The organism is Halobacillus sp. A1 (assembly GCF_024189295.1).
Lineage (GTDB): Bacteria > Bacillota > Bacilli > Bacillales > Halobacillaceae > Halobacillus_A.
The window spans coordinates 30977-44427 of record NZ_JAIZEN010000022.1; the positions used below are offsets into that span (position 1 = coordinate 30977).

Annotated in this window: 11 protein-coding genes and 2 pseudogenes; 4 read left to right on the plus strand and 9 right to left on the minus strand. The window is 42.3% G+C overall.

All coding sequences use genetic code 11. The features are described from left to right. Positions 1 to 50 precede the first annotated feature (50 nt). From LF817_RS16955 to pepT, 5 genes are all read right to left on the minus strand, one after another. Positions 51 to 509: a GNAT family N-acetyltransferase gene (locus LF817_RS16955; protein WP_253937001.1), complete on the minus strand. Its 459-nt coding sequence runs from the start codon at positions 507 to 509 to the stop codon at positions 51 to 53. Then, entirely contained in the window at positions 475 to 1125 is a 651-nt protein-coding gene (locus LF817_RS16960; protein ID WP_253937002.1) for a hypothetical protein, read from the minus strand. The genes LF817_RS16955 and LF817_RS16960 overlap by 35 nt, the downstream gene beginning before the upstream one ends. After that, positions 1118 to 1312: an SE1561 family protein gene (locus tag LF817_RS16965; RefSeq protein WP_253937003.1), complete on the minus strand. Its 195-nt coding sequence runs from the start codon at positions 1310 to 1312 to the stop codon at positions 1118 to 1120. Before LF817_RS16965 ends, LF817_RS16960 begins: the two co-directional genes overlap by 8 nt. Before the next feature lie 122 nt (positions 1313 to 1434). Continuing rightward, entirely contained in the window at positions 1435 to 2211 is a 777-nt protein-coding gene (locus LF817_RS16970) for a TerC family protein (protein ID WP_253937004.1), read from the minus strand. A 282-nt stretch (positions 2212 to 2493) separates the two neighbouring features. Next, entirely contained in the window at positions 2494 to 3720 is a 1227-nt protein-coding gene (gene pepT / locus LF817_RS16975; RefSeq protein ID WP_253937005.1) for a peptidase T, read from the minus strand. A gap of 196 nt (positions 3721 to 3916) precedes the next feature. On the opposite strand from pepT, the gene LF817_RS16980 reads away from it, so the two are divergent. Beyond that, complete coding sequence (locus LF817_RS16980) at positions 3917 to 4987, plus strand: AI-2E family transporter (RefSeq protein WP_253937006.1); 1071 nt, start codon at positions 3917 to 3919, stop codon at positions 4985 to 4987. A 72-nt stretch (positions 4988 to 5059) separates the two neighbouring features. Then, a complete protein-coding gene (locus tag LF817_RS16985) occupies positions 5060 to 6250 on the plus strand; it encodes an MFS transporter (RefSeq protein WP_253937007.1) in 1191 nt (396 codons plus the stop codon). Positions 6251 to 7339: 1089 nt separating this feature from the next. Here LF817_RS16985 and dctP read toward each other — a convergent pair. The 3 genes and pseudogenes from dctP to LF817_RS17000 all read right to left on the minus strand — a co-directional run bounded on the left by dctP (position 7340) and on the right by LF817_RS17000 (position 8816). Then, positions 7340 to 7873, minus strand: coding sequence for a TRAP transporter substrate-binding protein DctP (gene dctP / locus LF817_RS16990; RefSeq protein WP_371925087.1), 534 nt, complete (start codon positions 7871 to 7873; stop codon positions 7340 to 7342). Next, positions 7854 to 7949: pseudogene (locus LF817_RS16995) on the minus strand (TRAP transporter large permease subunit); the annotation flags it as partial. The gene dctP and the pseudogene LF817_RS16995, both read right to left, overlap by 20 nt. An 18-nt stretch (positions 7950 to 7967) precedes the next feature. After that, the gene (locus tag LF817_RS17000; protein WP_253937008.1) at positions 7968 to 8816 is read right to left on the minus strand and encodes a GNAT family N-acetyltransferase; all 849 of its coding nucleotides are present in this window, start codon (positions 8814 to 8816) and stop codon (positions 7968 to 7970) included. Between the two features lie 127 nt (positions 8817 to 8943). Between LF817_RS17000 and LF817_RS17005 the strand changes: the two genes are divergently transcribed. Continuing rightward, complete coding sequence (locus LF817_RS17005) at positions 8944 to 9123, plus strand: SE1832 family protein (RefSeq protein WP_253937009.1); 180 nt, start codon at positions 8944 to 8946, stop codon at positions 9121 to 9123. A gap of 178 nt (positions 9124 to 9301) precedes the next feature. Here the strand turns inward: LF817_RS17005 and LF817_RS17010 are convergent. Next, positions 9302 to 11152 (minus strand): annotated as a pseudogene (locus LF817_RS17010) (cation:proton antiporter). Between the two features lie 457 nt (positions 11153 to 11609). On the opposite strand from LF817_RS17010, the gene brnQ reads away from it, so the two are divergent. Then, complete coding sequence (gene brnQ / locus LF817_RS17015) at positions 11610 to 12929, plus strand: branched-chain amino acid transport system II carrier protein (RefSeq protein WP_253937010.1); 1320 nt, start codon at positions 11610 to 11612, stop codon at positions 12927 to 12929. Positions 12930 to 13451: the final 522 nt, after the last annotated feature.

The following is a 13451-nucleotide window of genomic DNA, read 5'->3' on the forward strand; positions in this document are numbered from 1 at the left end:
CACCGCCTATTGTAAAACAAATGAAGATCCGTGTATAAACGATTTGCTTTTCATCTAACCACTTTCTCCATTTTCAAAAATGCGTGCGACGCCCCATTCGTTTTTTGCTGGTACGTATGGACTGGTACAAACCCTGTCCGCTCATAAACGGCAATCGCCCGTTTATTGAAAACAGCGACAGCTAAGGAAATTCTTGAAAACATCAACTCTTTGGAAAGTGCATCCAGCCCTTCACGGATAAATGATTCCCCCAGCCCTTTTCCTGTCCACTCAGGATGCATTCCGAGACCAATGCTGATTGTTTCCTCATCCCCCTTATATACACTGAAAAAGCCCATCAAATCGTCACCTTCATATACACTGTATGTATAAGGACTGCGCGTCTCCTCATGGATGAATTCTTCATAATCTTCAGGATCCGCTTTCATATCATAAAAGCTATACTCTCCTTCGTATTGCCATTCGGAAATTTCCTCAGCTTCCTTCTGGGTTATCCGTTTCAGTTCCATTTTTCCACCTCTGATTTCTAGTCATTCCGATATACAATAAGATGCCGATAACAGGTAGTAAACCGAGCCACGGTGTGACCGATATATTTCTTTTCTCAGCATCCCAATGAAGGGCATAAACACTTAGGCCTGTCAGCACAAAAAAGTCAATGGTCATCACATGAACAAACGAGGATTCCATAAACGCCCTGGAGTATAATCCATAATCTCCAGAGATGACGCCATAAAGTACTAAACCTATGACCCCAAGACCCAAAATGCCGAGTAAAACAGGATGCTGCACTGCTGCAATTACTTTTTTCGGAAAACGTAAGGGACGGCTCGGTATACCCGTCACCCAGGCGAAATAAGGCATAAGCGCAAATGCACCGAGTCCAAATGATGCCAGTGCGAAGATCATCGCCGGCCACTTATGTTCATCATTACGTATTAACAATATCGTAAAAGCAATTGGGAACATCCCAAGCATGGAAAAAACCGACAGGAGCAAGGGATCTGGATCGTCCATCGTAATAAGCTGGCGTAAATATCCTGGATCGTCTGAAGGGGCAAGAAACATTGCATACCCGATGAATGCAACCCACGCCCACATAAGAAAAGCTCCACGCTTACTCATCTTTCTGCCAGTCCTGTTTAAATCTTGCCATCTTCAGTTGCAGCTGTTCAATCATTTCAAGTACACGGTTGTAGTCCTCCATATCCATATGATCTGGGTCCATGGAAGAAACCACCTCATTCAACATTTGAATCCTGTTTTTCACATAACGAAATTGATCCACCTTATTATCAACAGCTTTTCCCATACAATCCCTCCTCTATTCTTTAAATACCCATATAGTTGACTATAACAAACTATATAATGTAAACGCGCGTACCATTGAAAAAGATCAAAAAAGCCGCAGGAGAAATATCCTGCGGCTGACCATTATGCTTTTTTCACTTTTTTCTTTCCTGATAAAAACCAACCAGCAAGGGCTATACCTACGAGCACGGTATAGAAGGTGATTTTCCAAGCGGTCGAATGTGCAAAGTGTTCATCTAAAATCTGGATGCTTGGGTGAGCTAAAGTATACACTAAAAGCTTAATCCCTACCCATCCTACAATGACAAAAGCTGCAATTTCTAAACCGGGGCGTGATTGCAGCAAGTTCACGAAGACGTTAGCTGCAAAACGCATGATAATAATTCCGATCATCCCTCCTGTTAATATAACAGCAAACTGACCACCATCGAGACTTCCTACATTCGGAAGAGGTGTTGCTGGCAATACCACAGCTAGAGCAACGGCAGCTAAAATGGAATCTACTGCAAAAGCTAAATCCGCTAACTCTACTTTGACTACAGTCATCCAAAAGCTTGACCCTTCTCCTTCTGGCTCCTTTTCCCCTCCAGATTCCTCATCTTTGCCGTTCTTTGCTCGCCATTTATCAAATAAATGTTTCCCTGAAATGAATAATAAGTACGCTGCCCCTAAAGCTTGAACTTGCCAAACGTCGACTAAGAAGGAAATGACGAATAACGAAGCAAACCTGAGCACAAAAGCCCCTAATAATCCATAAAATAATGCCTTCTTCCGTTGATCTTCAGGTAAATGCTTTACCATAATCGCTAACACAAGGGCGTTATCCGCTGCAAGTATCCCTTCTAAACCGACGAGTACGATCAGTACCCAGCCGTACTCAATCAATAATTGCGCATCCATCTGCATTCTCTCCTTTTCAAAAAAAAAATGATCTCTGCCGACAGGCAAAGATCATAAAAAAACAGACCTTTACCCTCGCGTGGGTAAAGGTCTCGCTAACAACGTCCGTTGCCAATAAAGCCGGGGATCGCTCCCGTAATGACGACTTTACTGTACAGCTACTCCCCTTTAGGAAATACCATATTCTTCTTTCATCATAGCATGGGATCGTTATTTGTCAATTCAATTTATAAACCCTTACCACCCTCATTATGTGAATGGGGAACATCCTCTATACGTAAATTAGCTGTCTTCAGCAAAAAGCTTCGTAATTTCAACGATGACTTCTGTCGCTTTTACCATGTTGTCCAAAGAGATATATTCATATTTCCCGTGGAAATTCTCTCCTCCTGTAAAAAGGTTAGGAGCAGGCAGCCCCATGTATGACAGTTGAGACCCGTCCGTACCGCCCCTGATCGGATGGACGATAGGCTGAATGTTTAGATTTTCCATCGCCTTATAAGCTGTATCCACAATCTCTTTTACGGGCTCAATTTTCTCACGCATATTATAATATTGGTCTTCCATCTCTAGGATGATGGACTGCTTTCCGTACTTGGACTGGAACAATTGAACGACCGAAGCAAGTTTATCTTTTTTCGCTTCGAACTCTGCCTTGTCATGGTCCCTCACTAAATAATAGAGGGAAGCTTTTTCCACATCTCCTTGGAATGACACGAGGTGGTAAAAACCTTCATATCCTTCCGTATACTCCGGAGCTTCTTCAGCAGGTAATTCAGTGATCAGCTCCGCGGCGGCTTTCGAAGCATTGATCATTTTACCCTTTGCGGTACCAGGGTGTACGCTGTTGCCGAAAAACGTAATCTTTGCCGCTGCCGCATTGAAGCTTTCATATTGAAGCTCACCCAGAGGGCCGCCGTCCACTGTATAAGCGAAAGATGCGCCGAAGCGCTCCACATCGAATTTATGAGGGCCGCGACCGATTTCTTCGTCAGGAGTGAAGGCGACCCGAATCTTTCCGTGCTTAATTTCAGGATGTTGAATAAGATAATCCATAGCAGTCATAATCTCCGTGACTCCAGCTTTATTATCTGCCCCAAGCAATGTCGTACCATCTGTAGTAATCAGCGTATGGCCTTTATATGTAGACAGCTCTTTAAAATCATCCGGCGATAATGTTACTTGTTGATTCAAAGGAATATTGCCGCCATCATAGTTTTCTACAATTTTAGGACTCACACCCTTCCCTGTAAAATCAGTCGCTGTATCTAGATGAGCGAGAAACCCGATAACAGGCACCGCTTTCTCCGTATTAGAAGGAAGCGTTGCCATCACATACCCGTAATTATCAACCGTTACTTCCTCCATCCCTATCTCTCTCAATTCACGAACCAGTTGATAAGCTAAATCCCATTGTCCTTCTGTCGAAGGAGTAGATAGGCTGTCCATATCCGATTGAGTATCCAGTTGAACATAGCTTGTAAATCTTCTTAAAAGATCTTCTCTCATGTCACTCCATCCTTTCAAACCATCTTGATTTTCATTATAACGGGTAGCCAGAAGATTATGTTAAAATCAATACCTGTTTCCTACGATGTTCCATTTCTTATAGTATACTAGTAGTAGATTTTCATTTTTTTGCATATCCACGTAAACATCAGGGTATCACATATAAATCTATACATTCCGAAAAAGGTGGGCACATATGTTACAGAAACGCTGGTTCCAAGTCATTATCGTCGGTATTCTATTGTCTTTACTTATTTTATTGTTACATGAAATTCAGTTCTTTTTTGATCCGTTCCTTACATACGCAGGAGCCATTGCTTTACCTTTTATAGGCGGAGGAATATTGTTCTATATTTCAAGACCTGTTATGCACCTGCTTGAGCACTATAAAATTCCCAGGCTCCTATCTATTTTGACTGTATTTATTTTATACATTCTGGCCGGTTTCTTTATCGTTCAATTCATCGCGCCTATCGCTCAGCAGCAATTCACTCGACTCGTCGAGAACATTCCTAGAATGGGTGATATGATCGGAGAAACGATTACGTACTGGCAGCAGAACCAGGATATTATTCCGAGTCAATTCAATGATGCATTAAACGGGGTAGTCGACAACCTGCAAAGTTCCCTGGATGCAGCACCTGGTGTGATCATTGATGTGATCAGTCAATTTGTCGGTTTCGTTTTCGCACTCGTGCTTATTCCGTTTTTCTTATTTTTCATGCTGAAGGATGGTCATAAACTAGTCCCTTTCCTCAAGCAGTTCATGAACAAACGTGTCGCTGCAAGCTTTGAAAAACTTGCTAAATCATTAGACCATACACTGAATTCTTTTATTATAGGTCAGTTGACCGTCAGTGTCTTTGTCGGGTTGATATTACTGGTAGGCTATCTGATTATAGGCCTCGAATATTCGCTTACATTGGCTTTGTTCGCTATGCTCATGAATGTGATTCCTTTCGTAGGTCCATTCCTGGCAGTTATACCGGCAGTACTCGTTGCCTTGTTCCAAGAACCTATAATGGCAGTATACGTGATCATTATCATGATTGTAGCTCAACAGATTGAAGGGAATTTAGTTTCTCCTAATGTCATGGGTAAGGCTTTAAGCATCCACCCGTTAACGATCATCACTATTATTTTAGCGGCTGGAAGTTTAGCTGGTTTCCTCGGACTGCTGTTCGCCATCCCGGTATATGCCGTAGTGAAAACGGTGATCAGTCACTTTTACGAAGAATGGCAGGCCAGAAAAGCCGCACACGATTAGTTAGCTGATACCCGCTATATTACATAGCGGGTTTATCTATGCTCGTCCGTTACAGAAAGAGAGGTTTACTTTATGACCCAGAATACAAACAAACTTTGGACATGGCCGTTCATCTTTTTAATTTTAGCTAACCTGTTTACGTTTATGAGTTTTCAAATGCTCCTTCCAAATTTACCACCTTATATTGAATCGATTGGCGGTAGTGAATTGCAAATCGGACTGGTCACCACCATGTTTTCGATTGCCGCTATTCTCATCCGTCCCTTTATCGGACATTTACTAATGACACGCAAACGAAAATTCCTAGTGCTGATCGGTGCAGTTTCCTTATTGCTCATTACGCTGCTCTACCCCATTACTCAAGTTGTTATTTTGCTGCTCATTATCCGATTCGGCCACGGTATCGCGTGGGGGTGGTCCACAACCGCTAATGGAACGGCGGCTGTTGATCTCGTTCCAAGACGACGTGTAGGAGAAGGCATGGGTTATTTTGGTTTATCCATTACCATAGGGATGATTATGGCGCCCAGTCTAGGTATTTACCTTTACCAAAACTACGATTTCAACCTGCTCGTATGGATTTCGGTGGGCCTTGGTATTATTGCCATTCTTTTATTTTCTTTGACGAGCTTCGTCACTCCTGAAAGTGTGTATCAAAATAGGAAAGACAAGCCCCCTTTTTCATTTTTCGGCTCTCTTATCGAAAAGAAAAGCGGCTACCCCGCGCTTGTCACCTTTTTGACAACATTCGGCTATGGATCGATTGTCACGTACATCGTAATTTTCGGAGTTGAACAAGGGTTGGACGGCGTGTTTTTATTTTATTTCTTCAATGCCTTACTGGCTACAGTTTCAAGACCGATCACAGGAAAGTACTTTGATAAGCAAGGACCGTGGAAGCTGATTATGGTCTGCTCTGCCCTTTCCTTCATTGCGATGTGGATTTTAGCGCTTGCTGATTCGAATATGGATCTCATACTGGCTGGCTCCTTATTCGGTGCTGGTTACGGATCGATGATGCCTGCTTTCCAGGCCTGGGTCATTTCGAAAACGACCGTAGAGCGCAGTGGTATCGCGAATGGAATGTTCTACTCCTCCATTGACCTTGGCATCGGATTGAGCGCATTAATCTTAGGTTTTATCTATGCCTTTGTAGAAACAGCCACTCTTTTTAAAATGTCCAGCTTCTTATTCATCCTCGTCATTTATCTGACGTGGAGAGATTATCAGAAACAGACGGAACCCTGGACAGCCCCTCAATAAAAAGGGAACTGATGTGTTACTTCAAGGCTTTCTTCTTGTTAAAGTTCCGTGTTTATATTCGTATAAGCTCCCTTTAGTGGAAAACTCAGTTTCGAGACATAATGAGAATCTAGGAGCTCCGGGAAACGGATCGCTTTCCGGGGGGCGGGCGCTGAGCCTCCTCGAGCTTCGCTCTCCGGGGTCTCACCTGTCCCGCTCCTCCCCCAGGAGTCTCACCGTTTCCTCCGCTTCTCGGCCAAACATGTATCTCGAAACCGCTTCAAGAAAAAGCAAACATTTCTGTTAGTACGCAGATTCTCTGTCCAAGTGTCTCAGGTTGCAAAACCTTGCTATAAAGATCTTAATCCGAAAGAACAGAGTGATGAAAACCGCTTCTTCTTAGTAAAAGCGGTACTTTTTCTCGCTTACTTCGTATCGAGGATTGGGGAACTGCGATATCCCATTTTTAAAAGCGAAAGCGCTTCGTTCAATTTCGTATGAACTGGAATGAGATGCCGGAGATAAAGAAACAAGAAGAACGAGGGATTCGATGATTCCTTACCGCACATAAGTGAAGGAAGTCTCCTCGTAGCTATGTGTTGAGTTGAGAAAGGATTGGAATGTCTGAATTTTCTTATCGACCTTGCACAGGAAGGCAAGTAAACTAATTTAAAATTGTGGAGTTTTAAAATAGGACAATTTAACCGTTGCACTGGAGTGTTATTCTCCCTCTTTAATTAAAAATTTTCTTATTAATTGGATTTCGAGAAGCGCATATATAGGGAGGGCGGCGGGGAATGGGGAGACTCCTGTGGGAAGAGAGTGCTTGGTGAGATCCCACAGGACGGGACGTCCGAGGAAGCTCACCGCGCTCCCACGGAAAGCGAGCCATTCCCCGCCGCCCTGATCCTCTCATCAAATATCTCGAAATCAAGTCTTCCGCTATCCTGCCATATTGTTGAATAACTCACTTATCAATAGCAACAACCACCTTTGACATAGCCTTCTAAAAAAGTAATTAGTGAAATATAACAGGTCATCATATAAAAAAGGACTGCCCCAAAAGTCTATTTTAGACTTTTGGGACAGCCCTTTTTTTATTGAATAAGATTACTCTTCCATTTCAGCGATTTCATCTTGAAGCTTATCAAGAATAGCTCCATCTACAGTAGATACTTCTTCTCTATAATAATCACGCACAGGTTCAGCTTTATCACGGAAAGCGTCACGCTGCTCTTCAGTAAGCTCGATAATTTCAGTCGGGTTTTCATCATCGTTTTCAATAGTCTCTAACCATTCCTTGTTTTGAGCATCTTGTTCTTCAAATGCCCATTCCTGCATTTCTTGAGTAGTTTCATCAAGCATTTCCTGCATATCTTCAGGCAGCTCATTGTACCAATCTGAATTCACGGTCGTCATCGCAACATAGTTATTATGGTTAGAAATGGTCATATAATCTTGAACCTCGTGGAAGGAAGCATCTCCAATAAAGAAGATTGGGTTTTCTTGTCCATCAACTGTTCCACGGTCAAGTGAAGTATATAGCTCGGACCAGCTCATTGGAGTAGGATCCGCACCGTAAGCTTCATACGATTCTAAGATAAGCGGAGAATCCTGAGTCCGCGACTTCCAATATGAAAGCATAAAGGACAGACACCCCGGCCGCTTCTGTCGGGCTGAACAACCCGGAGTAAATTCCCCCGATAATAATGAATCTAAAAAAAGTAAGAAATACTACCTACGAAAGCGTTTTCTCATCAAGAAAATGATAAACTAAGGATTCTCCTACCTTCTCATAACCTATTTTTGTATAGATCGAATTTGACGTTTCATTCGATAAGTCCGTGTACAGTGCACAAAAATCGCTGCCTTCTCTTAATAGTTTTTCTGTCAGCAATGTGACGGCTTCAGTTGCATAACCTTTTCTCTTATGATTGTCCGGTGTGAACACTCCATTAATGGTGTCCCCATTCGGGGTACTGCGTGCCCGGCTTACCATTGATACATTCTCTCCGTCCACACGATAAAAGTAAACTTTTTCATCACCTACCAGAGATACAGTCGTCTCCTCTGCTTTTTCAATTTGTGACGTCTCCCCTATTTGTTTGTAATACTGCTGAAACCATTCCACTAACCACCCCGTATCTTCATGCTTCGCCTGAATCAAACGGCCTCGTTCAGAAGAACTAGTCTTTATACTGCGTAGTTTATACACTCCCTGCCTCATATGTAAACGGAAATTAGTTTTAGTTATGCCGTGCCATGCACGTAGAAATAACTCTACTGCACTCTTTTCACCTATGGCTCCTGGTACTTCTATGTCATTTTCAATAAAAAATTGTGATAGCTTTTCTATGTGTCGTGACTCTAAGTGTGGGATGGATGGTAATATCCAAAGATGTGGAGGGGTGCGCATGATCCCATATACAACGGTGGTACCTTCTTGAATGGACAGCATAATGGTGTTAGACGGAGGTGGATTTCTCATAAGACCCAATAGAAGGTTGTTTTCAGCCTCATTTTCCATGAGCAACGGTTCCATGAGCTTTCTGAATTTATTTAAATCATAATGCCGGACTATTTTCATATTCTTTACCCCTTTCTTTCCAAAAACAAACCACTTTGTCCTTAGTCTATCACGTTCTATTCTTTTGATTCCATCCAATTGTTAAACCAGGTTGTTTCCACTACAATAGATGGCAAGGAGTGATGAAATGACTAAACAGGAAATCCAAGATGAAATCGCAGCCTTGAAGTCTGATTACGTTCGTATCCAGGGGGATCTTGATAAACTAGAAGCATCAGGAGCAAACGTCCAAAATGCGGAAAGACAGCTAGGCCAAGTGGAAGAACAACTAAAAGATTTGAAAAAGCAGTTAGCAGAGGCTGATTAATTGAATAGCGATCAGACATCAAATTTACGCCAACAGCTTGGTTCGATTTCAGTATAAATCTTCTCAGGCTGTCGCTGTGCACATAAGATTCAGCCTTACTAGCTCTTCCTAAAGATCTTTGAAACATTAGAAAAAAATCAGACCGCTGAGAAAGTTCTCGGCGGTCTGATTTTTTAATTTACAGCGATTCGTTCCGCTGCTTATTCAATTTTTCCTGGATTTTCACATGTTCTTTACTAGGTGGAGTCAAGGAAACGATCACATCTCCATGCTCTACCTTAACGCTATTACTATGACTGAAAAATTCAATCTTATTCGTCGGTTTTTTTACAAAGACGAGCATGGCGTGCTCATCAATTTTCTGTAAATAATCTTTGTACGTGTACTGTCTCGTAATATTGGTTTTTCTAAACACATATCCACTCTCGACTCTAGTGTTCAACTCTTCCCAAGTCGCCGCTTCATTCATGAAAATGCGTCCGCCGATCGTGTGGACAAGGTCTTCTAACTTATCGCCTTCCTGCTTATTCAAACTCAGCTGGAATAAGTTATTACGTCCGAATTCAGGAACAAACGTCGTACATACGAGAGCGTTATAAGAATCGTATTCGGTGGCAGAGATCAAATATTATTCATAGGGAGTCATTTCTAAATGATATTCCGTCTGTTCTGATAAGATCTCCCCATGATAAGTTTTCAATCCATGGGCACGGACTCCAGAGAGACGCGTCCATGATGAATCACTGACGAGCACCGGGATGTTCATACTGCTCAACGTTTTCGCAAGCTCCGTAGTAAAGGCGTTTCCTCCGGCGATTAATACGCCTGGAGGTCCTTCCATAGAAAGCCCCAATTTTCTAGAAACCCAGCCTATTGAAAACCCATGGGCGACTACAGTCGTAAAGACAAGTGCAAAGGTGAGCGACTTCAAAATGGAAGCATCTTCAAACCCTTCATCTAATAGTACACTGGAAAAATAGCTGGCTACTGTCAGAGCGACAATTCCTCGGGGAGCTATCCAACTGACTAAAATTTTCTCCTGTTTAGTCAAATCCGTCCCCCATGTCGATGCGATGATAGACAAGGGCCTTACGATGAATAACATCAGTAAAACAAAGCCAATGATCTCAATATTGAAGATCTCCATTAACGTTTCCCGATTAAGAGAAGCCGTCAGCATAACGAAAATAGTCGATATCAATAGTAATGAAATATTCTCTTTGAAGTGCCTCATATCTGATATGGAAGATATGTGCATATTAGCTAACGTCATCCCCATTGCCGTTACCGACAAAAGCCCCGTCTCATGAGTGATTTCATCCGCAATGGTGAAACATGCAAGGACAGTAGCTAAAACTACAGGTGATTTTAGAAACTCAGGTACATAACCTGTTTCAAACATCCACCCTACGCCTTTACCGAGTCCATAGCCTAAAATGACGGCAAAAATGGATGCTAAAAAGAAGGTAATAAGTGCAGATATCGATCCCTCAGCACCCATTAAGAATACGATGAATTCAAAAGCGAACACAGCAAGCAACGCGCCAATAGGATCAACTATGATCCCTTCCCACTTCAATATCTTAGCAGGACGTGGTTTCAGTTTCGCCTGTCTTAATAAAGGCAGGATTACTGTGGGGCCAGTCACGATGAACAATCCGCCGATCACAAATGCCACGGCCCATGAAAGACCCGCTACATAGTGAGCCGCAAATGAGCCGAAGATCCAGCTGATGAAAGCACCTACTGTGACGATTCGGAATACCGGGCGGCCAAGCCCCCTGACCTCTTTAAAATCTAAATTCAAACTTCCCTCGAATAATATAATAGCGACTGCTAAAGATATAATAGGGTCATATAATGGGCCAAAATCCTGTTCAGGCTCAATCAAGCCGAAAATAGGGCCGGCCATCAGCCCGGCGATGGACATGATGACGATGGCAGGTAAACGAAAACGCCATGCGACCCACTGTGCGCCTACACCGAGCAGGCCAACGAGCATGAGCTGAAATAATAAAGAATCAAGCATATGTATGTCTCCTTAAACTACCGTAAGTTCATATTCACCAGGAATCATCCATTCATTCAGAAGGATCCTTCCACTAAAACTTTTTATCATATAGACATATTCTATAGACCGTTGAACCACATGTAAATAAAGTTGATTGGATTGTATTTTATTATTTCACGAATCATAATGTTGTTGAACTCTCTATATATTAACGGAATTTACTTCCTCTCTAAACCCTCGCACGAACTTGATTACTACTAAATTATACAGCAGATAATTATTTTTACGATTCCATTCGACAAATGAAATATTTTCTATTTGAAATTTTAAGAAAAATACGTTGACATAATTTTTTGACATTGGTAAGATTACGCCTGTGACAAAATTCGAAAGCCGTTAAAAGGATGGCTCCTTCTATGAAAGAGGGGCTTTTTTTTACGCTATTTATATAACACACCTTAGAGGAGATTAACGTATGCAGAAAAGAAATATACTATTCATAGGCTTCATGCTGTTCGCTTTGTTTTTTGGAGCTGGTAATTTGATTTATCCCGTTTCTTTAGGAATGGAAGCAGGGACGTCCTATCTGCCTGCTATTATCGGGTTTATTTTAACAGGTGTCGGTCTGCCGATTATCACGGTAGCCGCTATTTCTCTCGTCAGAAACGGTGCTGTCGAACTAGCTGGACGGGTACATCCGCTGTTCGGAATCGTTTTTACTTCAATTATCTATTTAGCCATTGGACCTTTCTTCGGTATTCCCCGTGCTGCCAACGTAGGCTTTGAAACAGGGGTATCTCCCTGGGTGGGCGGTGTCAGTTCTTTAGGACTTATGGTATTCACTATAATATTCTTCTCTTTAGTGTTCATTACCAGCTTAAATCCATCGAAATTGGTTGATCGAGTCGGCCAGTGGTTGACCCCTGCTCTGTTCCTTGCCATATTAGGCCTTGTCATTGGCAGTTTCTTCTTATTGAACGGCGACATTCAGCCTGCTCAAGAAAAATATAGCAGCCAGCCATTTTCAGCTGGTTTTATTGAAGGTTATTTAACGATGGACGCCATCGCTTCATTAGCATTTGGTATTATTGTAGTAAGCTCCTTCCGCGATCGTGGAATAACGGACCCGAGAGAGCTCACGTACCGAACTGTCCAGGCGGGCAGTGTGACGGCTATCGGACTTACCGCTGTTTATGTATCTATAGGCTGGATTGGTGCAAAAATGGCTACTGAAGGTGAGTATGCCAACGGAAGTGCTGTCCTATCAGGCGCGGCAGATCTTATGTACGGCAATATCGGCATCCTGCTGCTCGGACTCATTGTTCTGCTTGCCTGCTTCACGACCTGTGTCGGGCTGACTGTAGCATGCGGACAATTTTTCTCTAAACGGTTCACTTCATTATCTTATAAAAAAGTGATCACCTTCATTACTATTCTTAGTTTTTCGATTTCCAACTTGGGACTTAATGAAATTATCGCTTACTCTGTACCGGTGCTCGTATTCTTATACCCTATTGCGATCGTATTAGTCATATTGACGTTTATCGGAAGTGCCTTTGATCACTCACCTTACGTATATAGAGGGGCTGTCTTACTCACTTCACTTGTTAGTCTTTATGACGGACTTGTAGAGTTCGGTTTCTCCATGAGCTTCGTTGAGCCTTTGATCAGTTCCATGCCATTGTACGAAATCAGCTTAAGCTGGGTCGCACCCGCACTGATCGGTGGAATTGCAGGTTGGTTAATCAGTTATGTGAAAACACCTAAAACGGCGGCTCATGATTTTTCAAGCTAATGATAGAAAAACTTACTCACCCCAAAAGCCTGTTGAATGAGCACCATCCCCTAAGAAAATAAGCAAGTTGTGATACTCATAAAATCGTTCTTATTCTTGTTTTGTTAAGCTTAGCCGCTTACATTAAAACGAAAGGAGCGGTTTTTTTGTATTGAGTTATGTCATGAGAAGTCAGGATGGTTAAACTCGATTCTGAGATATTTGGTGAGTGGATCGGGGCGGAGGGGAATGGCTCGCCGCCCCGATCCGTATACCTGATTTTCAAAAATGATTTACTACTTTTAATAATAACGGGATCATCATATTGCATGCCGTAGTTACAGCATTTTTGTATTAAAACTCCTTAAGCTTAGTATCGAGCACCCGTACAAGCGTAAGGTGGATGGGAAAACGGTGAGACTCCCTCCGGAAACATTGATATATCAGGGTTTATAGCTGTCTTTTGTCTTTCAAAAAAAATTTTTTAAGCACTTCCTCTGTTAGATGTATCCTTATCTTTCTATTTTTGGAAGTGTGGTAGAC